Origin of the sequence: Sphingomonas sp. PL-96 (assembly GCF_020707215.1) — a bacterium.
GTDB lineage: Bacteria > Pseudomonadota > Alphaproteobacteria > Sphingomonadales > Sphingomonadaceae > Sphingomonas.
In genome coordinates this window covers 296,045-321,201 of record NZ_JAJFET010000001.1, presented here as the reverse complement: position 1 = coordinate 321,201, position 25,157 = coordinate 296,045, and the positions used below count along the sequence as shown (strand labels likewise).

The window sequence follows — 25,157 nt, the reverse complement described above, 5'->3', positions numbered from 1 at the left end:
CGCCTCAACCGGCGTGGCTGCGATTCGCCGGCTTTTCCATGCGGATCGGGTCGGCATCGCCCGCGGGATCAAAGAGGCGCCAACCGCCGTGCACGCCGTCGCGCAGCATGTCGCCGCCGCAGCGGGCGCAGCGCGCGCGAAAATCGACCCCGTCGTGCCACACGCGCCTGGCATGCTTGTGGCCGATCACCCTGCAAAGCAAATCCATGGGGCCGTCTCCCGACTATCCCGATGCTGCTTCGTCCGACGCGCGAGTCACCGCCCGGTGGCCGAATGCAACTTCTTATATGGGAGAACACCGCGACACGTCACGCGCGACAGGCGCACGGGCCTGTACCGAAAGGGAACGGCGGCGCGCACGACGCGAACAAAGAACGGGCCGCTGTTGAGCGGCCCGAGGGTCATTTCTTAAGGGGATACATGCGCCGGAACCATCGGCTGTCCGACACATAGGACAGGCTGAATAAACCCAGCCTTAACGGCTGCCGCCCGCCTTGCAGCTGCCCGTCCGGCGCACCCAATATTCGTCCTGGAACGGCAGCCCGTCGGCAATACCCTGAGTCTCGACGGTCATTGCGTGTGTCGTTTCCACCGTGATGGTGGTGCGACCATGGCCGGCTCCAGGGCAGGTGTAGTGGACGGTGGCGGCGCGTGGGCCGTTGTCGATCACGAAGCGCGAACATTGCGCGCCCGCGTGATGCATCTGGATCAGCGACGCGACATCCCGCAGGCAGACGGTGCGCCCGCCTGCCTTTGCGCCGCGCTCCCGCACCAGCCACTGCCCGGTCTCGATCGCTTCCGTCACCTGCAAGCCCGGCGCCAGCGCGGCCGCCGGCATAGTGCCCAGCACGGCCGCCAGTGCGGTCAGAACGACGCGTGTTGCGCCCCCACCCCTCATAACTCGCCTTCCCTTAGCCGCCAGCGGCAGCGCCCCCGCGCCGGATGTGGGGAGCAGCTGCCGCCGTTGCAACTCAGATCAAGACGCCACCGCTTCGAAGGACACGGGGAACTTGGTGGCGCAAAACGCGCAGTCGACCATGATCAGGCCGTTCTCATCCGCCATCTCGCGCCGCTCCTCCTCCGGGAAGCGCGCCAGCACCTCCTGGATATAGGTCGCGTCGCAGCGGCAGCCGCGGGTAAGCGCCGTGCTGCCCTGCACCAGCACTTCGCGCTCCTCGTTGAACAGACGCCAGATCAGCGTCTCCAGCGTCAGCGACGGATCGGCAAGCTCGTCCGCCCCCATGGTGGCGCCCAGTGCCTCGACATGCTGCCACTGCGGATGATCGAGCCGGGTGTGGAGCCGGTCACGTCCTTCCTCGCCATCGGGCAGGTGCTGGAGGAACAGGCCGCCCGCAACCCGCCGGCCGGACGAGTCGCGGCCGACACCCAGACGCACCAGGCTCGGGATCTGCTCCGACTGGAGGAAGTAGCTTTGCGCCGCATCGGCCAGCGACTCGCCATCCAGCGGCACGATGCCCTGATAGCGTTCGCCGGTCACCGCCTGGTCAAAGGTGATCGCCAGATAGCCGGTGCCGAACAGCGCGAACAGCGACGGCGCCTCCGGCAGCGCCGCCAGCCGGTCCGCATCATAGTCGACATAGCCGCGCAGCTCTCCGCCCTTGAAGTCGCAGACCATCAGCCGGACGATGCCGTTCTGGGTCTGCGCCTGGAGCGTGAGCTGGCCTTCCTCGCCCTTCAGCGTCGAGCCGAGCAGCGCGGTGAGCGCCAGCGCCTCGGCCAGCAGCGTCTCGATCGCCGGCGGATAGGCGTGCGCCGAGAGGATCGAGTCGAGCACCGGGCCCAGCCGGGTGATGCGGCCGCGCGCGTCGCGCTCGGGAATGGTGAAGCCGATCGCGCGGTCGAGATCGGTGGCGGTGGGTTCCTGCATGTCGTCTACCATTCGGGCTGAGCCTGACCGAGCCCTGCCCTTCCCCTTCCGCCCGCATGGGAGAAGAAGAGCGGCCCCTGCGGGGGCGAACGGCGCTCGGTGGTGTGGCTTCAAGATAGGGAGCCGGACGCGATCGGCAACGGACCTTTATCCGTTCGCCTCGAGTAGGGATCGAGCTTGTCGAGAGCCCGTATCGAGAGAGCCACAACGACCGACCTCTCGATGCGCCGTCTCGACAAGCTCGACGGCTCCTCGAGGCAAACGGATGGTGGGAAAGCACGGGCTGCGAAAAGCGAAGCCCTCAGCCCACCTGCCCGAAGCACCAGCGCAGCACCGACTTCTGTGCGTGGAGGCGATTCGCCGCCTCCGGCCAGATCAGCGACTGCGGGCCGTCGATCACTTCCGGCACCACTTCCTCGCCGCGGTGCGCGGGCAGGCAGTGGAGGAACTTCGCGTCCGGCTTGGCGGCGGCCATCAGCGCCTCCGTCACCTGGAACGGCGCCATGGCCGCAAGCTTCGCGTCGGCGTGGGCCTGGCCCATCGAGATCCAGGTGTCGGTGACGATCACGTCGGCGCCGGACACCGCCTCCAGCGGATCGCGGCAGACGCGGGCGCGGGCGCCCGCTGCCTCCAGCACGTGCGGCGCGGGGTCAAAGCCCTCCGGGCAGGCGGCGACCACGTCGAAGTGCATCAGCGCGCCCGCCTCGATGATCGAGTGGAGCACGTTGTTGCCGTCGCCCAGCCACGCCCATTTGCTGCCCGGCAGCGCTACGCCCGCCTCGATCACGGTCAGCAGATCCGCCATGATCTGGCAGGGGTGCGAAGCGTCGGTGAGGCCGTTGATGACCGGCACGGTCGCATAGGCCGCCATCTCCTCCAGCTTCGCATGGTCGTCGGTGCGCACCATGATGGCGTCGCAATAGCCCGACAGCACGCGCGCGGTGTCGGCGACCGTCTCGCCCCGGCCGAGTTGGCTGGTGCCGCTGTCGAGGATCACCGCGTTGCCGCCCAGCTGGCGCATCGCCATGTCGAAGGACACGCGGGTGCGGGTGGAGGATTTCTCGAACACCATCGCCAGCGTGTGGCCGGCAAGCGGGGCGTCGGCGTCGGCACGGCCCTTGGGGAAGCCGGCGCGCGCAGCCTTGCGGTCGAGCGCATCGGCCAGCATCGCGGCCACGCCGTCGGCACCGGCGGAGGAAAGGTCGAGGAAGTGGCGAGTCTGGGTCATGGACAAGGCCCTTGGCTGCCCCGCCGCACAGGCGCGCCTTTGACGAAAGGCACGCCCGCGCGGACGGAATGGTCGGTGTTCAGGTCAGGCGGATCAGTCGTTGGCGGCGGGTACGAAGGTCCGCGCCCCTGCCGAGATCTTTTCCACCGCCTCGGCGATGTGCTTCTCGTCGATCACCAGCGGCGGCAGCACGCGGACGACGTTGCCGCCGGCTGCGACCGTCAGCAGCTGGTGATGATCGCGCAGGTGCGCCACGAACTCGCGCGCGTCGGCCTTCAGCTTGATGCCCAGCATCAGCCCCTTGCCACGAATCTCCTCGAACAGGTGATCGTGGTTGGGGATCATCTGCTCGAGCCCGGAGCGCAGCCGCTCGCCTTTTGCCTTCACCCCATCGAGGAAGCCGGGCTCCAGCATGACGTCGAGCACGGCCTGGCCGGCCGCCATCGCCAGCGGGTTGCCGCCATAGGTTGAGCCGTGGGTGCCGAAGACCATGCCCTTGGCCGCTTCCTCGGTCGCGAGACAGGCGCCGAGCGGGAAGCCGCCGCCGATGCCCTTTGCCACTGCCATGATGTCGGGCGTGACGCCGTACTGCTCATGGGCAAAGAACGTACCGGTGCGGCCGTAGCCGCACTGCACTTCGTCGAGCACCAGCAGCAGGCCATGCTCGTCGCACGCCTTGCGCAGGCCCTGGATGAACTCGGGCGTGCCGGCCATCAGCCCGCCTTCGCCCTGCACCGTCTCGACCAGGAAGCCGGCGGTCTCGCCGTCGATCTTTGCGAGCGCGCCTTCCAGGTCGTTGAACGCGACATAGTCGAAGCCCGGCAGCAGCGGCTCGAACCCGTCGCGCATCTTGGGCTGGTCGGTCGCGGAGATCGCACCCAGCGTGCGCCCGTGGAACGCGTTCTTGAAGGTGATGAGCTTGTGGCGCTCGGGACTGCCGTTGGCAAAATGATAGCGGCGCGCGGTCTTGATCGCGCACTCGACGGCCTCGGCGCCCGAGTTGGTGAAGAACACGGTGTCGGCAAAGCTGTTGTCGACGATGCGCTGTGCCAGCGCCTCGCCTTGCGGACTGCCGTAGAGGTTGGAGACGTGCATCAGCGTCGCGGCCTGGTCGGCGATCGCCTTTACCAGGTGCGGATGGCCGTGGCCGAGCGCGTTGACGGCGATGCCGGCGGCGAAGTCCAGATACTGGGTGCCGTCCTCGCCATAGAGATAGCAGCCCTCGCCTCGCACCGGGCGCACGCCAGACCGTGGGTAAACGGGCATGAGCGCGGTGATGGTCATCGAACTGCCTCCTTGGGGCTGAGCGGAAAAGGCTCCAGAAACGCGAAAGGGCGGCCAAGCCAGGCCGCCCTCATGGGGGTGTACGCGCACCAGCCGGAGCCGGTCAACACCATGCCGGTGTCGAACGCCTCAGCTCTTGGTCTTCCACCCGCTCGCCAGCAGGCGATAGGCGATGAAGCCCAGCACGATGTCGACGCCCAGGATGAACAGGCTGCCGACGAGCACCGGCGAATCGGCAGCGCCGATGAAGCCGTACCGAAAGCCTGAGATGATGTAGAAGAACGGGTTGGCGTGGCTGATCGCCTGGAAGCTCGGCGCCAGCCGCTCGACCGAATAGAAGGTGCCGGACAAGAGGGTCAGCGGCCCGACGACGAAATTCTGGACCGCAGCGGCATGGTCGAACTTCTCCGCCCAGATCGAGGTGAGCACGCCCACCAGCGCCAGGAACACCGAACCCAGGAAGCCGAACCACAGGATCGCCCAGAGGTGCTGCGGAGTCACATGCACGCCCGGCCACAGCGCCATCGCCAGCCAGACCGCGCCGCCGACCAGGAACGCGCGCGTCACCGCACCGCCTACCAGCGCCGCCAGCAGCTCGCCCGTCGAGAGCGGCGGCATCAGATAGTCGACGATCGTGCCCTGCATCTTGCCGACCAGCAGCGAGAAGCTGGCATTGGCGTAGGCGTTGGTGAGCATGCCCATCACGATAAGGCCGGGCGCCAGGAAATCGGCGAATGCGACGGTGCCGCCGCCGACCGGAACCGCGCCGCGCGCACCCAGTGCGGTGGTGAACACCACCAGGTACAGCAGCGTCTGGATGGCCGGCGCCCAGATCGTCTGGAGCTGCACCTTGAAGAAACGGCGCACCTCCTTGATATAGAGCGCACGCAAGCCGCCCCAATTGACGTTCCGGATGACCGGAACACCGGGGTCGGAAATCCTGTTTTCGGATGCGAGGGGCTGATCGGCCATGGGTGCCGCGTAGTCGCTGGCGCCGCGGGCCGCAACCCGCGCCGGAAACCGAGTGGGGAACGACGACGAATGAGTTGGACCGAGGAACGCATCGCCACGCTGACCAAGATGTGGGAAGCCGGGCAGACGGCGAGCCAGATCGCGGAAGAGCTGGGCGGGATCAGCCGCAATGCGGTGATCGGCAAGGCACACCGGCTGGGGCTCCAGTCGCGTCCCTCGCCCGTGCGCGCCAATGATCCGGAGGCCAAGAAGGCGGCAGCTGCGGCGGCCGCTGCCCCCGTTGCTCCTGCACCGGTGGAACCCGTCGCGGCGCCGGCCGAGCCGCCTGCGCCCAAGCGAGTCGCGGCACCGGTCGCGCCCGAGCCGGTGAAGCCCGCCCCCGTGCGTGCGCCGGAACCTGTGGCGGCAGCGCCCGCCGAGCCCGAAGACGATGCGGACGAGGCCCCCGCCGCAGCCGAAACGCCGCGCCAGCCGACATTGCGTTCGGTCGGCCCCGGCGGCTTCCTGCGCCAGAACCCCGGCGAGAACAGCGCGCCGATCACCCCGGCCCCGCCGCGCCGCCTGGTGCCGGCCCGTCCCAGCGACGCGATCGCGGGCAAGACCACGCTGCTCGACCTCAACGACCGCATCTGCAAATGGCCGATCGGCCATCCGGGCGAGCCGGACTTCCACTTCTGCGGCGACAAGGTGAACCCCGGCTTCCCGTACTGCGTCGAGCATTGCGGCCACGCCTATCAGGCGCAGCTCCCCCGCCGCGACCGTCGCCCGCCGCCGCCGCTTCCCTATGGCGGCCCGCGCGTCCGCTGATCGGAACGTCGCAGGCGAGTCGCCGTTGTTCCCCTGACCGTGCTCCTGCCTGCGCAGGAGCCCAGAGCCACAGTGGGCACCGCCCGTGATCCCGTGCTCCTGCCTGCGCAGGAGCACGGGCGCGGGTAGCCCTTGGGGCAACAGGCGGGGAGCCGAGAATGCGACAGACGAGTTGGACACTGGCGCTGGCACTGCTGGCGGCACCCGGTGCGGCGATCGCCCAGGCGACGCCGGACCTGGGCGCGAACCTCGAACGGTTCGACTATCCATACCCGGTACGCTGGTTCGAGACTCAGGCGCAGGGCGATGCCGTGCGCATGGCCTATCTCGACGTCGCAGCCACGACCCGGGCGAACGGCACCACCGTGGTGCTGCTGCACGGCAAGAATTTCTGCGCCGCGACCTGGGGCGACACTATCCGCGACCTTGCGGCTCGCGGCTATCGCGTGATCGCGCCCGATCAGATCGGCTTTTGCAAGTCCTCCAAGCCCGCGGGCTTCCAGTACAGCTTTCATGCGCTGGCGGCGCTCACCGCCGGGCTGCTGGATCAGGCGGGCGTCAAGCGGGTCGCGCTGGTCGGCCATTCGACCGGTGGCGTGCTCGCGACTCGATTCGCGCTGCTTTACCGGGAGCGGGTGGCCCGGCTGGTGCTGGTCAATCCGCTCGGCCTCAACGACACGCTGGCCGAGGGCGTGCCTTACACCCCGCTCGACGGCCTGCGCGCGGAAGAGGCGAAGACCAGCGCGGACACGATCAAGGCCTATCAGCTGCGCAACTATTATCACGGGGCATGGCGTCCGGCGTATGACCGCTGGGTGGCGATGCTCGCCGGCCAATGTGCGAGCCCCGACGGCAACATTGTGCGCGAGGCGCAGGCGCGCCTGTCCGACATGATCGAGACTCAGCCCGTCGCCGCCGAATTGCCGCAGGTGAAAGTGCCCGTGACCCTCATCATCGGACAGCAGGACAAGACCGCCTTCCGCGCCAACACCGCGCCCGAGGCGATCCGCGGCCGCGTCCGCACCGTGCCGCAAGCGGCAGAGACGGCGGTGAAGGCATTCCCGGACGCGCAGCTAGTCCGCCTGCCCGCGCTCGGCCACTCGCCGATGGTCGAGGATCCTGCGACGTTCCATGCGGCGCTGGCGGCGGCGCTGCAGCGCGGAGAATAGGCCTCGTGCTTTGCGCACGGCCGTCCCGCGTACTATAGCTGTTCCATGGCAGAAGACCTGTTCGCGTCGCCCTCCTCCACCACCGCCAGCAACAGCTACGACGCCTCGTCGATCGAGGTGCTCGAGGGGCTGGAACCGGTTCGCCGCCGCCCCGGCATGTACATCGGCGGCACCGACGAGCGTGCGCTGCACCACCTGGCGGCCGAAGTGCTCGACAATGCGATGGACGAGGCGGTCGCCGGCCACGCCAATCGCATCGAAGTGACGCTGGAGGAAGGCAATCGCCTGACCATCGTGGACAATGGCCGCGGCATCCCGGTGGACCCGCACCCGCGCTTCCCGGACAAGTCGGCGCTGGAGGTGATCCTCTCGACGCTGCATTCGGGCGGCAAGTTCACGGGCAAGGCCTATGCGACCTCGGGCGGCCTGCACGGCGTGGGCATCAGCGTGGTCAACGCGCTGTCGACCGACACGGTGGTCGAGGTCGCGCGCGATCGGCAGCTCTATCGCCAGCGCTTCGCACGCGGACAGACGCTCGGACCGCTCGAAAAGGTCGGTGCGGCGCCCAACCGGCGCGGCACCTCGGTGGCCTTCACGCCGGACACCGAAATCTTCGGCGACATGCTGTTCAAGCCGGCGCGGCTGCACAAGCTGGTCCGGTCCAAGGCGTATCTGTTCGCCGGTGTCGAGATCCGCTGGCGCTGTGCGCCGTCGCTGATCTCCGACGACACACCGGCCGACGCCGTGTTCCAGTTCCCGGGCGGTCTCGCCGACCATCTGCGCGAGCAGGTGGGTGCGCGCGAGTGTGCCACCGCCGACTTCTTTGCCGGCGCACAGGAGTTTGCCGAGGGCCAGGGCCGCGTGGAGTGGGCGGTCGCCTGGCCCCTGTGGTCCGACGGAAGCTACAGCTGGTACTGCAACACCATCCCGACGCCGGACGGTGGCACCCACGAGCAGGGGCTTCGTCAGGCCCTGGTGCGCGGCCTGCGGGGCTTCGGCGAGCTGGTGGGGCAGAAGAAGGCCAAAGACCTGACGCCGGACGACGTGCTCACCGGGTCCGAGGTGATGCTGTCTGTATTCATCCGCGACCCGCAGTTCCAGAGCCAGACCAAGGACCGGCTGACCTCGCCCGACGCCACTGCGCTGGTCGAAAAGGCCGTGCGGGACCATTTCGACCATTATCTCTCCGACAACATGGATCGCGGCAAAGCGCTGCTGGGCTATGTGCTGGAGCGGATGGACGAGCGCCTGCGCCGCAAGCAGGAGCGCGAGGTCAAGCGCAAGACCGCGACCTCGGCGCGCAAGCTGCGCCTGCCGGGCAAGCTCACCGACTGCGCCGCCGATGATCCCGCAGGCACCGAGCTGTTCATCGTGGAGGGCGACTCGGCCGGCGGCTCAGCCAAGCAGGCACGCGACCGTAAGACGCAGGCGATCCTGCCGATCCGCGGCAAGATCCTGAACGTCGCGTCCGCCACCAGCGCCAAGATCCTGGCCAACCAGGAGATCGCCGACCTGATCCTCGCCATGGGCTGCGGCACGCGCAAGGACTGCGACCCGACCCACCTGCGCTACGAGCGCATCGTCATCATGACGGACGCGGATGTCGACGGCGCCCACATCGCGACGCTGTTGATGACGTTCTTCTTCCAGGAGATGCCGGACCTGGTGCGGCGCGGGCACCTCTACCTGGCGCAGCCGCCGCTCTATCGCCTGACGGTGGGTGCCAAGAGCCTCTACGCCCGCGACGACGCGCATCGCGCCGAGCTGGAGCGCACGGTGTTCAAGGGCAAGAAGGTCGAGGTCGCGCGCTTCAAGGGCTTGGGCGAGATGAACCCGATGCAGTTGCGCGAGACCACCATGGATCCCAAGACCCGCTCGATGATCCGCATCACCCTACCCCAGGAATATGAGGAACGGGCCGGCGTAAAGGACCTGGTCGACCGGCTGATGGGCAATAATCCCGCGCATCGCTTCGCCTTCATCCAGGAAAATGCGGCGCGGCTGGACGAAGAAGTCATCGACGCCTGAAAAGCGCGTGACAGACGACATGGCAGCTTGATAGCCTCGTCATCGGAACTCCCGATGGCGAGGTCTTGGCGATGCTGCGAAGTGCACTTGGCGTGTCCCTTTCCATGCTGCTGGCTTCGGCGGCAGCGGCGCAGGACGCGCCGGAAGGCGCGGGAGGCGAGGTCGTCGTTACCGCGGTGCGGCTGGAGCAGACGGCGGAGCGGCTGGCCGAGTGCATCGCGCGGCGCTGCCCTCCGGCGGAGGACGTCGCCGCCTCCCTCGCCCATGTCGAGAACCAGTTCGTGGCAGGCGCGTACCGCGATGCGCAGCGGACCGTGGCGGAGGCGATCCGACGAAACCGCGGGTTCGCAAACACCAATCCCGTGGACGTGGCCGTGCTCTATCGCGCCGACGCACGGATCAACGCGCATCTGGGCGATGGCGACGGGATGAAGCAGGCGATGCGCGGCATGCTCGCTTCCCTGCGGGCGGGGCTTCCCGAGGAGGATCCCCAGACGCTCTATGGCCGCATCGAAATGGCCGACGGGCTTTCGGAACTCGGCAACATCCGCGGCGCGGAACGCGAGTACAAGGCCATTGCCGAGGACGCTGTGGCCGCCGGACAGCCGACGATCCGGAACTTCGCGCTGCTGCGGACAGCGTCGCTCAAGGTCTCCCTGGCGCAGCTCAGCGAGAGGTTTCGCCCGGAGGCGCGCGCGGCGCTCGACGCGCTGAAGACCTCGTCAGCGTCGGATGCGAGCGGCTTTCGACTGGCGACGCAGGTGCTGGAGACTCGACTGGCAATGTCCGGAGGCGATCCGGACGCGATCGATGCGCTGATCGCCCGCGTGAAGGCGGAACCGACCAGGACGCCCCGCCTGCTGTACGGCAAGCCGGTCGAGCTTGGCGCCGGCAAATGGCGCGACCCGCCGCTCCAGAATTACGAGGACCAGTGGATCGACGTGGCCTTCTGGATCGGTCCGGACGGCCGCACCCGCGACGCAGCCCTGCTGCGGCAGAGCGAGCATTACAACGGCGGCTGGACCAAGCGCGTGCTCGCGTCGCTGGCATCGCGCCGCTATGCGCCGCTGGCATTGCCGCCGGGCGATCCGGGGCTGCTGCGGGTGGAGCGCTACACCATTACCTCCCGCCTCGCGACGCGCCTGGGCTCGCGCATCGCCAAGCCTACCGGCCTGCCGCGCGTGGAGGTGCTGGACCTGACGTTGGACGCCCCACAGCCGGGCATGAACCCGCAGCGTGCGAGCTGAGCGGGTGTCGCGTCGCCGGCTCCAGGCCGCGGTGTTGGGCATCGCGCTTGCGGCCAGCACGCCGCTGGGCGCGCAGGAAGCGCCTCCTCCTCCTGCGGCGTCCACGACCGTGACCGCCTCTCCGGAGCTACAGCAACGGGCCGAGACGCTGGCAGCAGCGATTTCGGGCAGCATCCCCTATGACCAGTATTTCGCGCCGGAGTTTCGCGCCGCGATCCCAGAGACGGCGTTCCGGCAGGTGCGGGATCAGCTGACGGCGGGCCTCGGCAAACCGACCCGACTCGAAGGGCTGGTGGCGCGTACCCCGCATGTCGCCGATTTCCGCCTCGGCTTCGAGCGCGGGACGGCGGTGGGGCAGATCGTGGTCGATCCCGCCGCGCCGCACCTGGTGACCGGGCTCCGCATCACCGGCAGCGAACCGCGCGAGGCGCCGGAGACGAGCATCCAGGCGGTGGTCGATGCGATCCGGGCGCTGCCGGGCGCGACCGGCTTTGCGCTGGCGCGGCTGGAGGACGGCGGGCCGAAGCATCTGGTGGCGCACGATCCAGCGGCGCCGCTGGCGATCGGTTCGGCCTTCAAGCTGGTGATCCTGGCCGAGCTGGTGCGAGCGACCGCTGCTGGCGAGCGGCGGTGGGGCGATGTGGTGACGCTGGACGGCAGCCCGCTTCCGGGTGGCGGCTATACGCACAAGGCTGCGGGCACGCGCGTTTCGCTGCGAGAACTGGCGACGCAGATGATCTCCGTCAGCGACAATTCCGCGACCGACCTCCTGCTGCGCGCGCTGGGGCGCGACAAGGTGGAGGCCATGCTGCCGGTGATCGGCATTCGGGACGCGCAACGTCGCAATGTGCCGTTCCTGGGTACCTTGGAGGCGTTCAAGCTGAAGGGGCTGGAGGGCGGCGCGCTCGGGCGGCGGTGGGACGCCGCGGATGTCGCCGGCCGTCGTGCATTGCTGGCCGGGCCAGTTGCGCAGGCACCGGTGTCGGCGATCCCGGCCTCGCTGTTCCAGGACGGCAAGCCGATGCGGATCGGCACGGTCGAATGGTTCGCCTCGGCCGACGACCTGCTGCGCGTGATGGACTGGCTGCGGCGCAACACCGAGGGGCCGGCCGGCGAGGAGGCGCGGGCGGTGCTGTCAAAGAACCCCGGCATCGCGCCGGCAAACGCGGCACACTGGGACTGGGTAGGCTACAAGGGCGGATCGGAGCCCGGTGTGGTCAACATGACGCTGCTGATGCGCGCCAGGTCCGGCGGCTGGGTCGGGGTGGCCGGAAGCTGGAACAACCCGCAAGCGGCGATCGACGAAGGGCGCTTCATCGGGTTGATCAACAAGGCGGCGGCGCTGGCTGCGCCCTAGGCGTCAGAGCGCCGGGCTTTAGCGGGGTATTCCGTGCTCCTGCGAAGGCAGGAGCCCAGGGTTCCGAACGCCACGGCCGCTTGCTCTGCTTGGCCCTGGATGCCTGCTTTCGCAGGGATACGCATGGCGGGGTCGACGTACCTATCGCAGGTTCAGGCGCGCCGCGGCCTTCTTGGGGGACTGCACTCCCTCTCGGCCGTCCGCCACCTGGACCCCGGCCTTCGCCGGGGTTCAGGAGGTGTGTGGAGGGTGAGCGTGGCTCCGCCGCTGGCCCGCCACCGGGCTCAGGCCTTTGCCTCGTCCTCTTCTTCGGACGGGGCGTTGCGGGCGCGCTTGCGCTCGGTGAACCAGATGCCGATCAGCGCGACCTCGTAGAGCAGCACCAGCGGGATCGCGAGGAGCATCTGCGACCAGACGTCCGGCGGCGTCAGGACTGCCGAAATCGCAAAGGCCGCAACGATTGCATAGCGGCGCGCGCTGACCAACTGCACGCGGGTGACGATGCCGGCAAGCTCCAGCAGCATCAGCAGCACGGGCAGCAGGAACGCCAGTCCGAACGCGAACAGGAACTGCATCACGAAGGACAGATAGGCGGCGACTGAAGGTAGCGCCTCCTGCTGAACCCCGCCCAGGTCGCCCTGATAGCTCAGCGAAAAGTGCAGCGCGACCGGGATGGTAACATAATAGGCGAGCGCCGCCCCGGCGATGAACAGCACCGGCGTCGCCAGCAAGAACGGCAGCAATGCCTTCTTTTCGGACCGGTAGAGGCCGGGCGCTACGAATTGCCACAGCTGGTTCGCGATCACGGGAAAGGACAGCATCATTGCCGCGAAGAAGGCAACCTTCACCTGAACGAGAAATGCCTCGAAGATCTGGGTGAAGATGATGCGCTTCTGCCCCGCCGCCAGCAGCGGCTGGACGAGAAATCCAAAGATCTGCTCGGAAAAGTAGAAGCAGGCGCCAAACGCGATGCCGATCGCGATCAGCGAGAAAATCAGCCGCCGACGAAGCTCGATGAGATGATCGAGCAGCGGTGCCTGGCTCTCGTCAATATCCCTCACGACGGTGCCTTTCCATCAACCGCAGGCGGCTGGACCGGACGGTCGTCTTCTCCAAGCGGCACGACGTGAGGCTGTTCGACCAGAATGGGCGCATCGCCCGCGTCCTCCGCCGGCTGTACGTCCAGACCGGAGGCGGCGCTGGTCACGTCCGCCGGGCCCGGCAAGGCTTCGGGCGTGACATCTGGTGCCGGTGCGGCGGGATGCTCGCGCAGGATGCGGGCGTTTTCCTCCGCCCATTTCTTTTCCATTTCCGCCAGTTCCGCTTCTCGCACCATTGCGTCGAAGCCCGAGCGGAACTGGCGCGCGACACCGCGAGCCTTGCCGACCCACTGGCCGACGAACCGCATGGCCTTAGGAAGATCCTTCGGGCCGATCACCAGCAGCGCGACCACGGCCACAACCATCAGCTCGGCCGGATTGAAATCCAACATTCAGCGCCCGTTCGCGTCTGTGGGGCGCGCCAGGCGAGCCCCGAAGAGATGAGGATCAGCGGTCGTCGAGCGGACGATCGGCTTCGCGAACCGGGTCGCGCGCCGGTTCACGCGGTGCGACGACTTCGCCGTCCGGGCTGCGGTTGACCTCGTTGCGCTGCTCCAGGCGCGACGGGCGCGCGGGCGGCAGATCATCGTCGTCCTCGGCCATGCCCTTCTTGAAGCTCTTCAGTCCCTTGGCGACGTCGCCCATCATGTCGGAAAAGCGCCCCTTGCCGAACAGCAGGAGCACGATGATCCCGACGATGAGCCAATGCCAGATGCTAAGACCGCCCATTGTCACTCTCCATTACGCGCGTTGCCGCTCACTTAGTCGCTCTCGTCGCCGCTTTCCAGTTCGCCCGCAAGGGCAACGTCGATCGGGTCGAGCAGGCCGGCGGCGCGCAGGTCCTCGATTCCGGGCAGGTCGCGCCGGGTGCGAAGGCCGAAATGGCTAAGAAACTCGGGCGTGGTCGCATAGGTGAGCGGCCGGCCCGGCACCTCGCGACGTCCGGCCGGGCGCACCCAGCCTGCCTCCATCAGCACGTCGATCGTGCCCTTGGCTACCTGGACGCCGCGAATCGACTCGATCTCCGCGCGGGTGACCGGTTCGTGATAGGCGATGATTGCCAGCGTCTCGATGCCGGCGCGGGACAGGCGGCGGGGCTCCTCGCGGTCGCGGCGCAGGAAGCGGGCGAGATCCGGCGCGGTCTCGAAGTGCCAGCGGTCGCCGCGGCGGACCGGTGCGATGCCACGCCCGGCATAGTCGGTCACCAGCTGGTCGAGCGCGCGCGGCACGTCCGCCCCCTCCCCCACATAGGCGCGGATCGCAGCAACGCTCATCGGCGAATCGGCGGCGAACAGCACCGCTTCCACCGCGCGCACCAGTTCATCCGTCGCGCCGCTCACCGGATCGCCCGGATGCGGAGCGGCGCGAAGGGTGCGCTTTGGTCGAGCTCGACCCTGCCCTGCCGCGCGAGTTCCAGCGCGGCCAGGAAGCTGGAGGCGAGGGCCGAGCGGCGGAAGGCGGCGTCGGCATCCTCCGGCAGGAACCGCTCCAGCACTGTCCAGTCGAGATGGGTGCCGAGCATCGCCGACACCCGCTCGATCGCGGTCTCCAGCGTCATCACGGCACGATGCTGGACGATGTGGAGCACCGGCCGGGTGCGCGCGCTCACCCGGCCATAGGCGGCGACCAGGTCGTAGATTTCGGCCTGCCAGATCGTGTGGCGCAGCACCCGCAGCCCCTCCGGCGCACCGCGCGGGAACACGTCGCGGCCGATGCGATCGCGCGCGAGCAGCCGGGCGCCGGCCTCGCGCATTGCGTTCAGCCGTTCGAGGCGCAGCTGCAGGCGGAGCGCCAGTTCCTCCGGGTCCGGCTGCGCCTCCGGATCGCGCGGCAGCAGCAGCGCGGACTTGAGGAAGGCGAGCCAGGCGGCCATCACCAGATAGTCAGCGGCAAGCTCCAGCTTCAGCGCGCGCGCCTGCTCGACATAGGCGAGATACTGCTCGACGAGCTTCAGGATCGAGATCTCGCGCAGGTCGACCTTTTGCGTCCGGGCGAGCGCCAGCAGCAGGTCGAGCGGGCCTTCCCAGCCCTCCACCTCCACCGTCAGCGTGTCGTCCGTTTCCATGGGGGTGTTAGACAGGCTTCGTCAGGGGATTGCCAGAGGGGGCGGCGTCGTGCGCGTCTGAGGATCGCAGGCGGCTACTCCAGCGTGCAACGCGTACCCCGGCGGAGGCCGGGGCCCAGTTGCGGTGTGCTATCGGGGCTGCGCTCCCTTACCGCCGCTTTCCCAACTGGGCCCCGGCCTCCGCCGGGGTACGAAGAAGAAGAGTCGGCTTTGCGTCAGGCGAGGGCCAGGAGGGCGTCACGCTTTTCCAACAGGGGAGTGATGTCGGCTGCCTCGGCAGGGCGAGTCACGCTCGCCATGGCGCGGTCCAGTCTTGCGCGGCCTTCGGGGGCGATCTCCCCAAGCCGGCTGGCGATCTCCACCATCTCGTCCATGCGCGCCCAGCAGTCGAGCACCAGGTCGCAGCCGGCCTCGATCGCCGCGGCAGCCTTTTCGCCCGCTGTGCCGGACAGCGCCTTCATGTCGATGTCGTCGGTCATCAGCAGCCCGTCGAAACCGATGCGGCCGCGGATGACCTCGCCGATCACGGTCGGCGAGAGGGTGCCCGGCCGTTCGGCGTCCCAGGCGCGGTACACGACATGCGCGGTCATCCCCATCGGGGCGTTCGCCAGCGTGCGGAACGGCGCCAGGTCCTGCTCCAGCGCCGCTTCGTCTGCATCGACCACCGGCAGCTCCAGATGGCTATCAACCCGCGCCCGGCCATGGCCGGGCATGTGCTTGACGATGCCGACCACTCCGGCGCGGGCAAGCCCGTCGAGCACCGCGCGGCCGATCGCGGCGACCTGCATCGGCTCGGCGCCATAAGTGCGCTCGGCGACGGCGGCGGTGGTGTCGGGCTGGCGCACGTCGAGCAGCGGCAGGCAATCGACGGTGATCCCGACCTCGGCCAGCGTGTGGCCGATCGCCTCGGCATTGGCGCGCGCCGCCTCGATCGCGGAGGCGGGGGCGACGTCCCACAGCCGGGCAAAGGCGGCGCCGGCGGGAAATGCCGGCCATTGGGGCGGCTTCATGCGAGAGACCGCCCCGCCCTCCTGGTCGATCAGGATCGGCAGGTCGCCGCGGCCGGTGAGCGAACGCAACGAATCGGTCAGCGCACGCAGCTGCGGCCGGTCGACGACGTTGCGGCCGAACAGGATGAAGCCGGCCGGCTCAACCTCGCGGAAGAAGGCGGCTTCGTCATCGGTGAGTACGGGGCCGGACAGGCCGAAGATCACGGGCTTCATGCCGGCTGCCTAGCCGGTCGGGCGCGGGATTAGAACACCCGCGTCGTGTCACGAAATTGCGGCGGCCGGTACCCCGCCCCTCATCGCGCGATGTAGCAGCCCTCGCCCGCAAGCTTGAGCTTGCCGCAAAGCTGCCCAGCCGCGCCGGCACTGCCCGCGTCGACGCGCAGGCGGTAGACGGTCTTGCCGTTCACCTCTGCCTGTTCGATCGACGGGGTCATCGGCGCCAGATAGCCGAAGCGCTTGGACAGCCGTTGCCAGCTGCTGTTGGCGACGCTGGCCTGCGGGAAGGAGCCGAGCTGGACGACCGACCCGGAGGCCGTGTGCGCCTGAGCCGGAGCTGCCTGCCGGGCCGGGGCGCGGGCCTGAAGCTGCCCGGCGGAGGCGGGGACCTGCGCGACCACCTTGGGTGCGGCCTCGGTCGGCGCGGCGGCAGGCGCTGCCGTGGGGATTGGCTGGCCGACGACCGGCGCCTCGGGCACCTTGCTCAGGTCGACGGTCGCGGTTCCGGTCGCCCGTCCGTCGCTGGTGGCGAAGACGGTGTCGCCGGTGCCTTCCACCTCCATGCCGCCGGGCTGGTCGGGCTTGACCTTGTAGGGGCCCTTCTCCGCAGCGATGATCGCGCCATTGCCGCCGCCGCCGGTCACGCTCGACCCGAGGTTGAGCGCCGCCCAGATCACGCCGCCGATCACCGCCAGCGCCACCAGCACCAGCAGCAGGACCCGCCACAGCGAAGCGCTTGCCTCGGGCGGGGCATCCACGCTTTCAAGCCATGGCAGGCGATCCTCGTCGCGCGCGTGCATGCCGGTGGCGAGCCGTTCGGCCATCAATGCATCTCCTCGACGGCCTCGACGCCCATCACGGCGAGCCCGTTGCGGATAATCTGCCCGATGGCATCGGCCAGGAAAAGCCGTGCGCAGGTGAGCGCCGGATCGTCGGGCTGCAGATATCGGCGCGACGGATCGTCGTTGCCCATGTTCCAGGCAGCGTGGAATTCGGCGGCCAGATCATAGAGATAGAAGGCGATACGATGCGGTTCGCGCGCGGTTGCCGCTGCCTCTGCGATGCGCGGGAACTGGGCGGCGCGCTGCACCAGGCGCAGCTCGGTTGCGTCAAGCCGGGACAGATCGACGGTGTTGCACACGATTCCCGCCTCGGCCGCACGACGATGGAGCGAGGCGACTCGCGCATGGGCGTACTGCACGTAGAAGACCGGATTGTCCTTCGACGCCTCCACCACCTTGGCGAAGTCGAAGTCCATTTGCGCGTCCGCCTTGCGGGTGAGCATGGTGAAGCGAACGACGTCCTTGCCGACTTCCTGCACCACGTCGGCCAGCGTCACGAAATTGCCGGCGCGCTTGGACATCTTCACCGGCTCGCCCGCGCGCAGCAGGCGGACCATCTGGACGAGCTTGACGTCGAAGCGGGTCTTGCCCTCGGTCAGCGCCTGGACGGCGGCGACGATGCGCTTGACGGTACCGGCATGGTCGGCACCCCAGATGTCGATCAGCTGGTCGGCGGTCTGCGCCTTCTGGAAGTGATAGGCGAGGTCGGCGCCGAAGTAGGTCCACTGGCCGTTGGACTTCTTGATCGGGCGGTCCTGGTCGTCGCCGAACTGGGTCGAGCGGAACAGCGGCAGCTCGACCGGCTCCCAGTCCTCGGGCGTCTCCCCCTTGGGCGCTTCGAGCACGCCGTCATAGACGAGGCCGCGCTCGCGCAGCCACGCCTCCGCCGCCTCGGGCTTGCCCGCCGCCTGGAGCTCGGCCTCCGACGAGAACAGGTCGTGGTGGATGCCGAGCAGGGCGAGATCGTCCTTGATCATGACGAGCATGGCGGCGACCGCCTCGCGGCGGAACAGCGCCAGCCACGCGCTCTCCGGCTGTCCGACAAAGGCGTCGCCGTGCTCGGCCGCGAGCTTTGCACCGATCGGCTTCAAATAATCGCCCGGATAGAGCCCTTCCGGGATCTCGATCGTCTCGCCCAGCGCCTCGCGGTAGCGCAGGTGCGTCGAGCGGGCGAGCACGTCGACCTGCCCGCCGGCATCGTTGACATAATATTCGCGGATCACCTTGTGCCCGACGAACTCGAGCAGGCTGGCCAGCGCATCGCCCACCACGGCACCGCGGCAATGGCCCATGTGCATGGGGCCGGTCGGGTTGGCCGAGACATATTCGATATTGACGCTGGTCCCCGCCCCCATCGTCGAACGGCCATAGTCGCCGCCCGCCTGGATGATCGCGCGCAGCTCATCGCGCCAGGTGTCCTGCGTCAGGGTCATGTTGATGAAGCCGGGCCCCGCGATCGAGACACCCTCGACGGCATCCAGCTTGCCGAGTTCGACGACGATCTTTTCGGCGAGTGCGCGCGGGTTGGTCTTTGCGGGCTTGGCCAGCACCATTGCGGCGTTGGTCGACAGGTCGCCATGGCTCGGGTCGCGCGGCGGCTCCACCGTCACCGCGCGTCGGTCCAGCCCCTCCGGCAGGTCACCCGCCGCGACCAGCGCGTTGAGGGCGGCATCGAGATGAGCGGCAAAGCGTGCGTACAGCGTCATGGGCGTCCCGGTCGTGAAATCAGGGGCGGCTGTAGAGCAGTTTTCGGCTCGCTTGAACCGTCATCCTGAGGAAAGTCGCCTTGCGGGCGATTGGAGTTGCACGGGTGCCGCAGTGCTCCCGCCCCGCCCTCTTCGTGCTCCCGTGCAGGCGGGAGCCCAGGGTTCCTGGCGCGTCAGAACCCTTCGGGCAGGCTCACCTCGCCCACCAGCTCGCGATAGCGGGCGATGGCGAAGCGGTCGGTCATGCCGGCGATGAAGTCGGCGATGTGGCGGCTGCGGCCGGGCTCGTCCGAAGGCAGGTCGGCGCCCCAGCCGTCGGGCAGCAGCGCCGGCTCGTCGCGATAGGCGGCGAACAGCCCCGTCACCACCGTACGCGCGGCATCCGCGGCGGCGAGCTGCGAGGGATGATGATAGAGGTTGGCGTACATGAAGCGCTTCAGCGTGCGTTCCTGGTCGCGCACCTGGTCGGAGAAGCCGACCAGGCAGCGGCCGCAGGCGCGCACGTCGGCGACCGTCTCGACGCCCGCATCGGCGATGCGGCGACGGGTTTCGCCGATCAGGTCGTTGACCATCGCGCCGATCTGCGCGCGGATCAGCTCGCCCACCAGGCGATCGGCGGCGGTGTCCGGAAACTGCGCGCGCACCTCGTCCCAGCGTTCGGCCACGATCGGGACGCCCAGCATCTGCTCGAAGGTCAGCAGGCCGGCGCGCAGGCCGTCGTCGATGTCGTGGTTGTCGTACGCGATATCGTCGGCGAGCGCGGCGACCTGCGCCTCCAGCGAAGACCATTCGCCCAGACGCAGCGCAAAGGCGGCATCCGCCTCCGCCAGTGCCCAGCCGGGCCGAAGGATCGGGCCGTTGTGCTTGGCAAGGCCCTCCAGCGTGTCCCAAGTGAGGTTCAGCCCGCGCCAGCGCGGATAGGGGCTGTCGAGCAGCGTCAGGGTGCGAAGCGTATGGCCGTTGTGGTCGAAGCCGCCCGCGGCCATCAGCGCGTCCTTGAGCGCATCCTCGCCGGCATGGCCGAACGGCGGGTGGCCGATGTCGTGCGCCAGGCACAAGGCTTCGGTCAGGTCCTCGTTCAGCCCCAGCGCGCGGGCGATGGCGCGGCCGATCTGCGCGACTTCCAGGCTGTGAGTCAGCCGCACCCGGAAATGGTCGCCGTCGGGCGCCATGAACACCTGCGTCTTGTGACGCAGGCGCCGGAAGCTGATCGAATGGATGATGCGGTCGCGGTCGCGCTGGAATGCGTCGCGCGGACCGCGAGTCGTTTCGCTGCCCTCGCTGTGCAGCCGTCCCCCATGCGCGTGCGGATCCGCCGCCCAGGGCGCTTGATGTCTGGTCACTTGGGAAGCTGCTCGATCTTCTGTCCGGGCTCGCTGCTCCAGACAAAGGCGGACAGCCCCTGCTTGGCGAGCGTGTTGACGAATGCCTGCGCCTCGCCGTCAGTCTTGAACGGCCCCACCAGCAGCCGGTTGGTGGCGCGCAGCGGTGCGGTCCAGGTCGAGCGTCCCTTGAGCGCCGCCGACTTGGTCGAAAGCGCGCGATAGGCCTTGGGCAAGTCCGCCTTGTTGGCCCCGCCCGCCACCTGCACCCACTGGCGCGCGGGTTCCTGCTTGGCGGGATCGAGCTTGGCCTTTGCCTTGGCGGCCTTTTCGGCGGCGGCCTTCTTGGCGGCCGTAGCCTTCGTGGCCTTGTCCTTTGCCGCCTTGTCCGCGGCTGCCTTGTCCTTTGCGGCCCGGTCCGCGGCCGCCTTGTCCCTAGCCGCCTTGTCCGCGGCTTCCCGCTCGCGAGCACTTGGCTCGGGCTCGACAGGCGCGGTCGCGACCGGTGCAGCCGGCGCCGGAGCCGCCGACGGCGGCGGGCGGACGCCGAGTTCGGTCGCCGGGATCGTCAGGTTGCGGATGATCGTCGCCAGCGTGGTGTCGGTCGCGGTCGCCGCGGCATCGCTCCGCGCAGGCGCGGGCGGGGTGGGCGCTGCTGCCGCGGGCACGGGGGCGGCGGCAGCGACACTGCGCGCCTCCTGGGCCTCGGCCGCAACCGCCGCGCGCTGCGCATCGGCGAGCCGTGCCGCTTCGGCCAGACGCTGCGCCTCCGCGACCCGCGCAGCCTCTGCCGCCCGTGCGGCTTGGGCGAGCCGCTCGGCATGCTCGCGCCGTGCGGCTTCGGCAGCAGCATCCTGGGCGGCGCGGGTGGCGGCGGCAACGCGCGCGGCCTCAGCAAGCCGGGCGGCTTCCGCGGCGCGGGCCGCCTCCGCCGCACGGGCGGCTTCGGCGACCTGCGCCACGCGATCGGCCTCCGCCTTGCGCGCGGCGGCGAGTTCGGCCTCGCGCTGGCGAGCCTCGATTTCGCGCCGGGCGGCGCGGCGTTCGCGTGCCGAAAGCTTGCGCGTCGGCTGCGCAGGCTGCGCCACGACTGCGGCCACCGCGACGGGTGCCTGCGCGCGCGGGGCCGGCGTAATCGGCGGTGCGAGCCGCGCGTCGGCGAGGCGGGCGGGCGTGCTCCCCAGCCGGCCGAAATGCACCGCAAAGGCGCGATCCGCCGGCGACAGCGACTGGAGGCGACGGAAGAAGGGCGCCAACTGCGCGCCGAACCCCGGCAACATGGTCGCGGCGATCCGGTCCGCACCGGCCGCATCGCCCTGCATCGCCAGCACACAGGCATGGGCGCGCCAGGCTGGGCGGTCGTTCTGGCGCAGCAGCGGGTCGAGCAGCTGGTTGGCCGCGCGCACATCGCCGGTGATGCCGAGCGACAGTGCCAGGCGACGGGTCACCTCATCGTCCTGCTCGTTCGCGAGCGCGAGCCGATAGTCGCGCTGGGCATTGGTCGGGTAGCCGAGCAGGTCATAGGCGAGCCCCCGGTCGGCCGCGAAGGTGCTGACCGGCATCCCGGCGCGCTCGGCCGCGGTGAAAAGGCGCAGCGCTTCGCCGGGCCGCTCCATCGCGAGCAGCGCGGAGGCACGTCCGGCCATCACGCGAGCGTCGCCCGGCACCACCTTGTCGGCGCGCGCGAAGAACTGGACGGCAGCCTCCGGATCGCCCAGCCGCGTGCTCAGCCGTCCCGCCTCGATCAGCGCGGCGATGTCATTGGGGCTGGTGGCCAGGATCCGCATTTGAGCGGAAAGCCGGTCGGCGTTGGGCGTCGGCTGCTGGACGATCGCCTGCGCGAGGGCCGGGGTGGAGGCGACGAGCAGCGTTGCCAGCAACGCCCCGCGCCCGATGCTCGGGAAACGATTCATGGGTGTGGCCACCTTAGAGGCGCGAGCGGGAGACGGAAGTTGCGCGCGACGCATCGGGCGACCAGACGATGCTCCCGAGGGACGAACCGCGGGAGGCGGTGTGGCCGGACGTTCACACGGAACGCCCGGCCAGCGGCATTACTGGTTGTTCTGGCGGTGCAGGAAGCGCGGGATGTCGAGCGGCTCCTTGGCCGTCTCGTCGCCCCGTGCCGGAGCACGGCCGGCATTCGCCATCCGCTCGAACAGCGTGCCGCCCGGGCGGCTGCGGCCAGCGCCCTGCTCCTCGGCCGGGGCATCGGCGCCCGGCGTCAGCCAGCGACGGCGTGCCTCGAACCCGGGGCGCGGCTCGTCGGCCGACGGCTTGGGCGCAGGGGCCGGTGCTGCCTGCTGCGGCACCATCGTGTCGGCACCGAGCACCAGCTCGTCCTCGTCCACGGCCTGGGGTGCCGGCGCGGGCTGGGGCGCCGGGGTGGGCTGCGGCGCGGAAGCGCCCTGCGGTGCAGCTGCCTGCGGCACGGGAGCAGGCGCAACCGGCGCCGGGGCCGGAGCCTCCACCGCCTGCGGCTCGCTCGGCGCGGCCGGGCGACGGCTGCCGCCAAACGAGAAGGAGGTGCGCGCAGGCTCGGCTGCGACGGCTGCCGCCGCCTGCTGCGCGGGCGAGCTTGCCTCTATGCCGGTGGCGACCACCGAGACGCGGATCTTGCCTTCGAGCTCCGGATTGAACGCCGAACCCCAGATGATGTTGGCATCGTCGTCGACCAGCTCGCGGATGTGGTTCGCGGCCTCGTCCACCTCGAGCAGGCGCATGTCGTCGCCGCCGGTGATCGAGACGATCACGCCCTTGGCGCCGTTCAGCGACACGCCGTCGAGCAGCGGGTTGGCGATCGCCTTTTGCGCAGCTTCGATGGCGCGGCTGTCGCCCTCGGCCTCGCCGGTGCCCATCATCGCCTTGCCCATCTCCTGCATCACCGAGCGGACGTCGGCGAAGTCGAGGTTGATGAGGCCGGGCATGACCATCAGGTCGGTGATGCCGCGCACGCCCTGCTGCAGCACCTCGTCCGCCATTTCGAACGCCTGCTTGAAGGTCGTGTTGGCGTTGGCGATTAGGAACAGGTTCTGGTTCGGGATGACGATCAGCGTGTCGACGTACTTCTGAAGCTCCTCGATCCCGGCATCGGCCGAGCGGGCGCGCTTCTTGCCCTCGAACGAGAAGGGCTTGGTCACGACGCCGACGGTCAGAATGCCCATCTCGCGCGCCGCCTTGGCGATCACCGGCGCTGCACCGGTGCCGGTGCCGCCGCCCATGCCGGCTGCGATGAAGCACATGTGCGCACCCTGGAGCGCTTCCTGCACCTGCTCGATCGTCTCTTCCGCCGCCGCGCGGCCGATCTCGGGCCGGCTGCCGGCGCCCAATCCTTGCGTGATCTTGACGCCCAGCTGGATGCGCTGCGGCGCGTCGGACTGCTTCAATGCCTGCGCGTCGGTATTGGCGACCAGGAACTCCACGCCCTGCACGTCGGCGCGGATCATGTTCGCGATGGCGTTGCCGCCCGCCCCGCCGACGCCAATCACCGAAATGCGCGGCGTCAGATCGTCGAGGTCCGGCGGAAGAAATTCGATGCTCATTCCTGATCTCCCGAAGCGGGCCGACCGATGGCCGGCAACCGCCTATGTAGTTTCTTCTGCACCAACGGCTTGGGGGACTCTAGCCCCGTTTGCCACCATCTGTGGCGAATTCTCAGTAGTTGGTCCGAAAGGCGGCCATCAAACGCTGCAACATCGCCATCGGGCTGGGCCGCGTCACCACCTGGTGCGTCGGCTGGATCGCCCGAAGGTCGACCGGATCGGACGCCGCAAACATCGCAAGGCCGGCGAGCGTCGCAAAGCCAGGGCCGGCATGCGCCTCCGGCAGCGCGGTCAGCCCGCGCGCGCGCCCGACCCGCACCGTCCGGCCCAGCGCCTGCTGCGCATAATCGGCAATGCCCTTCAGCTCCGCACCGCCGCCGGTGAGCACCACCTGCCGCCCGACTGGATCGTCGAAGTGGAGCTTGCGCAGCTCCTTCTGGATTTCCGCCATCAGCCGGTCGAGCCGCTGGCGGATCACCGCGATCAGCTGCGCCCGGGTGATGCGCGTCCCCTCGGCATCCTCGTCGGGACGCACCGGCGCCACGTCGATCATGTCGTGGTTGTCGCGCGGGCTCATGTTGGCCGAGCCGTAGAAGCACTTCAGCCGCTCCGCCTGGTTGCGGCCGGTGCCAAAGGCGGAGGCGACGTCGTCGGTGATGTCGGCCGCCCCCATCGAGATGGAGGCGAGGCCGGTCAGCACGCCATTGGCGAACACCGACACGTTGGTGACGCCCGCGCCGATCTCGACCAGCGCCACACCCAACTCGCGCTCTTCCTCGGACAGGCAGGCGAGGCCGGTCGCGACGGGAGCTGCGACGATCGACTTCACATTCAGATGCGCCGAGCGGACGCACAGGTCGAGGTTGCGGACCGGCGAGCCTTCGGTCGCGACCACGTGGATCTCGACGCCCAGACGATCGGCATGCAGCCCCATCGGGTCGCGCACCCCGCCCAGGCCATCGAGCGAATAGCGCATCGGTTGGGCATGCATGACCATCAGCGCGCCGGGGTCGATGGCATTGCGCCCGGCCTTCAGCAGCGCGTCGACGTCCGACTGCTCGACGCGGTGGCCGCCCAGGTCGACTTCCAGCTTGACGATGTCCGACAGCAGCCCGCCGGCCGAGAAGCTGACCCACACATCCTCGATGTTGAGGCCGGCGATGCGTTCGGCCTGTTCCACCGCCTCGCGCACCGCAGTCTCGGTCGCGCGCATGTCGGCGATATAGCCGCGCTTGACGCCCCGGCTCTCACGCTGGCCGGTGCCGAGTACCACCAGCTCGCCGCCGTCGCCCTTTTGCGCGATCAGCGCCGACACTTTCGACGATCCGATGTCGAGTGCGGTAATCAGTCCTTCCGGTGTCACCTTAGCCATCGCCC

General features: G+C 69.2%; 23 protein-coding genes. 5 read left to right on the top strand and 18 right to left on the bottom strand.

Going from position 1 to position 25,157, the window contains the following annotated elements; genetic code table 11:
• Positions 1–4: 4 nt before the first annotated feature.
• From LK533_RS01425 to LK533_RS01400, 6 genes are all read right to left on the bottom strand, one after another.
• Positions 5–208, bottom strand: coding sequence for a hypothetical protein (locus tag LK533_RS01425; RefSeq protein ID WP_229360939.1), 204 nt, complete (start codon positions 206–208; stop codon positions 5–7).
• A 267-nt stretch (positions 209–475) separates the two neighbouring features.
• Positions 476–898, bottom strand: coding sequence for a hypothetical protein (locus LK533_RS01420; RefSeq protein WP_229360937.1), 423 nt, complete (start codon positions 896–898; stop codon positions 476–478).
• 78 nt (positions 899–976) lie between these two features.
• Positions 977–1,888 carry an Hsp33 family molecular chaperone HslO gene (locus tag LK533_RS01415; protein WP_229360935.1) on the bottom strand — a complete coding sequence of 304 codons (912 nt, stop codon included), beginning with the start codon at positions 1,886–1,888 and terminating at the stop codon, positions 977–979.
• A gap of 301 nt (positions 1,889–2,189) precedes the next feature.
• Positions 2,190–3,116 (bottom strand): ornithine carbamoyltransferase, encoded by a 927-nt coding sequence (argF, locus tag LK533_RS01410; RefSeq protein WP_229360933.1) that lies wholly within the window; start codon positions 3,114–3,116, stop codon positions 2,190–2,192.
• Positions 3,117–3,209: 93 nt separating this feature from the next.
• The gene (locus LK533_RS01405; protein WP_229360929.1) at positions 3,210–4,400 is read right to left on the bottom strand and encodes an aspartate aminotransferase family protein; all 1,191 of its coding nucleotides are present in this window, start codon (positions 4,398–4,400) and stop codon (positions 3,210–3,212) included.
• A 129-nt stretch (positions 4,401–4,529) separates the two neighbouring features.
• Entirely contained in the window at positions 4,530–5,372 is an 843-nt protein-coding gene (locus LK533_RS01400; protein WP_229360927.1) for an ABC transporter permease, read from the bottom strand.
• Between the two features lie 69 nt (positions 5,373–5,441).
• Between LK533_RS01400 and LK533_RS01395 the strand changes: the two genes are divergently transcribed.
• From LK533_RS01395 to LK533_RS01375, 5 genes are all read left to right on the top strand, one after another.
• Positions 5,442–6,179, top strand: a complete 738-nt coding sequence (locus LK533_RS01395) for a GcrA family cell cycle regulator (protein WP_229360925.1) — start codon at positions 5,442–5,444, stop codon at positions 6,177–6,179.
• 158 nt (positions 6,180–6,337) lie between these two features.
• The gene (locus LK533_RS01390) at positions 6,338–7,348 is read left to right on the top strand and encodes an alpha/beta fold hydrolase (protein WP_229360924.1); all 1,011 of its coding nucleotides are present in this window, start codon (positions 6,338–6,340) and stop codon (positions 7,346–7,348) included.
• Positions 7,349–7,393: 45 nt separating this feature from the next.
• Entirely contained in the window at positions 7,394–9,376 is a 1,983-nt protein-coding gene (parE, locus tag LK533_RS01385; RefSeq protein WP_229360923.1) for a DNA topoisomerase IV subunit B, read from the top strand.
• A 104-nt stretch (positions 9,377–9,480) separates the two neighbouring features.
• Complete coding sequence (locus LK533_RS01380) at positions 9,481–10,623, top strand: hypothetical protein (RefSeq protein ID WP_229360921.1); 1,143 nt, start codon at positions 9,481–9,483, stop codon at positions 10,621–10,623.
• On the top strand, positions 10,613–11,980 hold the full coding sequence (locus LK533_RS01375) for a serine hydrolase (RefSeq protein ID WP_229360917.1): 1,368 nt from the start codon (positions 10,613–10,615) through the stop codon (positions 11,978–11,980). The genes LK533_RS01380 and LK533_RS01375 overlap by 11 nt, the downstream gene beginning before the upstream one ends.
• A gap of 284 nt (positions 11,981–12,264) precedes the next feature.
• On the opposite strand, the gene tatC is transcribed toward LK533_RS01375, so the two are convergent.
• The 12 genes from tatC to ftsA form a co-directional block, all read right to left on the bottom strand.
• Complete coding sequence (tatC, locus tag LK533_RS01370) at positions 12,265–13,041, bottom strand: twin-arginine translocase subunit TatC (protein WP_229360916.1); 777 nt, start codon at positions 13,039–13,041, stop codon at positions 12,265–12,267.
• Entirely contained in the window at positions 13,038–13,472 is a 435-nt protein-coding gene (gene tatB, locus LK533_RS01365; RefSeq protein WP_229360907.1) for a Sec-independent protein translocase protein TatB, read from the bottom strand. Before tatB ends, tatC begins: the two co-directional genes overlap by 4 nt.
• A 55-nt stretch (positions 13,473–13,527) precedes the next feature.
• Complete coding sequence (locus LK533_RS01360) at positions 13,528–13,809, bottom strand: twin-arginine translocase TatA/TatE family subunit (RefSeq protein WP_229360897.1); 282 nt, start codon at positions 13,807–13,809, stop codon at positions 13,528–13,530.
• 32 nt (positions 13,810–13,841) lie between these two features.
• A complete protein-coding gene (gene scpB / locus LK533_RS01355) occupies positions 13,842–14,420 on the bottom strand; it encodes an SMC-Scp complex subunit ScpB (RefSeq protein ID WP_229360896.1) in 579 nt (192 codons plus the stop codon).
• Positions 14,417–15,145 carry a segregation and condensation protein A gene (locus LK533_RS01350; protein WP_229360890.1) on the bottom strand — a complete coding sequence of 243 codons (729 nt, stop codon included), beginning with the start codon at positions 15,143–15,145 and terminating at the stop codon, positions 14,417–14,419. The genes scpB and LK533_RS01350 overlap by 4 nt, the downstream gene beginning before the upstream one ends.
• A 215-nt stretch (positions 15,146–15,360) precedes the next feature.
• Positions 15,361–16,368, bottom strand: coding sequence for a glycoside hydrolase family 3 N-terminal domain-containing protein (locus LK533_RS01345; protein WP_229360885.1), 1,008 nt, complete (start codon positions 16,366–16,368; stop codon positions 15,361–15,363).
• Positions 16,369–16,448: 80 nt separating this feature from the next.
• Positions 16,449–17,195 (bottom strand): SPOR domain-containing protein, encoded by a 747-nt coding sequence (locus LK533_RS01340; RefSeq protein ID WP_229360884.1) that lies wholly within the window; start codon positions 17,193–17,195, stop codon positions 16,449–16,451.
• On the bottom strand, positions 17,195–18,919 hold the full coding sequence (gene argS, locus LK533_RS01335) for an arginine--tRNA ligase (protein WP_229360882.1): 1,725 nt from the start codon (positions 18,917–18,919) through the stop codon (positions 17,195–17,197). Before argS ends, LK533_RS01340 begins: the two co-directional genes overlap by 1 nt.
• A gap of 173 nt (positions 18,920–19,092) precedes the next feature.
• Positions 19,093–20,262, bottom strand: coding sequence for a deoxyguanosinetriphosphate triphosphohydrolase (locus LK533_RS01330; RefSeq protein ID WP_420705798.1), 1,170 nt, complete (start codon positions 20,260–20,262; stop codon positions 19,093–19,095).
• The gene (locus LK533_RS01325; protein ID WP_229360881.1) at positions 20,259–22,154 is read right to left on the bottom strand and encodes an SPOR domain-containing protein; all 1,896 of its coding nucleotides are present in this window, start codon (positions 22,152–22,154) and stop codon (positions 20,259–20,261) included. The genes LK533_RS01330 and LK533_RS01325 overlap by 4 nt, the downstream gene beginning before the upstream one ends.
• A gap of 138 nt (positions 22,155–22,292) precedes the next feature.
• A complete protein-coding gene (gene ftsZ / locus LK533_RS01320; protein WP_229360879.1) occupies positions 22,293–23,780 on the bottom strand; it encodes a cell division protein FtsZ in 1,488 nt (495 codons plus the stop codon).
• Between the two features lie 112 nt (positions 23,781–23,892).
• Positions 23,893–25,152: a cell division protein FtsA gene (gene ftsA / locus LK533_RS01315; RefSeq protein WP_229360868.1), complete on the bottom strand. Its 1,260-nt coding sequence runs from the start codon at positions 25,150–25,152 to the stop codon at positions 23,893–23,895.
• Positions 25,153–25,157 lie beyond the last annotated feature (5 nt).

Coding starts and splice junctions, on each gene's coding strand:
- parE (WP_229360923.1), top strand. CDS start 7,394: ATGGCAGAAGACCTGTTCGCGTCGCCCTCCTCCACCACCGCCAGCAAC.
- LK533_RS01340 (WP_229360884.1), bottom strand. CDS start 17,195: ATGGCCGAACGGCTCGCCACCGGCATGCACGCGCGCGACGAGGATCGC.
- argF (WP_229360933.1), bottom strand. CDS start 3,116: ATGACCCAGACTCGCCACTTCCTCGACCTTTCCTCCGCCGGTGCCGAC.
- LK533_RS01400 (WP_229360927.1), bottom strand. CDS start 5,372: ATGGCCGATCAGCCCCTCGCATCCGAAAACAGGATTTCCGACCCCGGT.
- LK533_RS01325 (WP_229360881.1), bottom strand. CDS start 22,154: ATGAATCGTTTCCCGAGCATCGGGCGCGGGGCGTTGCTGGCAACGCTG.
- argS (WP_229360882.1), bottom strand. CDS start 18,919: ATGACGCTGTACGCACGCTTTGCCGCTCATCTCGATGCCGCCCTCAAC.
- LK533_RS01350 (WP_229360890.1), bottom strand. CDS start 15,145: ATGGAAACGGACGACACGCTGACGGTGGAGGTGGAGGGCTGGGAAGGC.
- LK533_RS01390 (WP_229360924.1), top strand. CDS start 6,338: ATGCGACAGACGAGTTGGACACTGGCGCTGGCACTGCTGGCGGCACCC.
- ftsA (WP_229360868.1), bottom strand. CDS start 25,152: ATGGCTAAGGTGACACCGGAAGGACTGATTACCGCACTCGACATCGGA.
- LK533_RS01395 (WP_229360925.1), top strand. CDS start 5,442: ATGAGTTGGACCGAGGAACGCATCGCCACGCTGACCAAGATGTGGGAA.
- LK533_RS01425 (WP_229360939.1), bottom strand. CDS start 208: ATGGATTTGCTTTGCAGGGTGATCGGCCACAAGCATGCCAGGCGCGTG.
- LK533_RS01380 (WP_229360921.1), top strand. CDS start 9,481: ATGCTGCTGGCTTCGGCGGCAGCGGCGCAGGACGCGCCGGAAGGCGCG.
- ftsZ (WP_229360879.1), bottom strand. CDS start 23,780: ATGAGCATCGAATTTCTTCCGCCGGACCTCGACGATCTGACGCCGCGC.
- LK533_RS01360 (WP_229360897.1), bottom strand. CDS start 13,809: ATGGGCGGTCTTAGCATCTGGCATTGGCTCATCGTCGGGATCATCGTG.
- tatB (WP_229360907.1), bottom strand. CDS start 13,472: ATGTTGGATTTCAATCCGGCCGAGCTGATGGTTGTGGCCGTGGTCGCG.
- LK533_RS01345 (WP_229360885.1), bottom strand. CDS start 16,368: ATGAAGCCCGTGATCTTCGGCCTGTCCGGCCCCGTACTCACCGATGAC.
- LK533_RS01415 (WP_229360935.1), bottom strand. CDS start 1,888: ATGCAGGAACCCACCGCCACCGATCTCGACCGCGCGATCGGCTTCACC.
- LK533_RS01405 (WP_229360929.1), bottom strand. CDS start 4,400: ATGACCATCACCGCGCTCATGCCCGTTTACCCACGGTCTGGCGTGCGC.
- LK533_RS01420 (WP_229360937.1), bottom strand. CDS start 898: ATGAGGGGTGGGGGCGCAACACGCGTCGTTCTGACCGCACTGGCGGCC.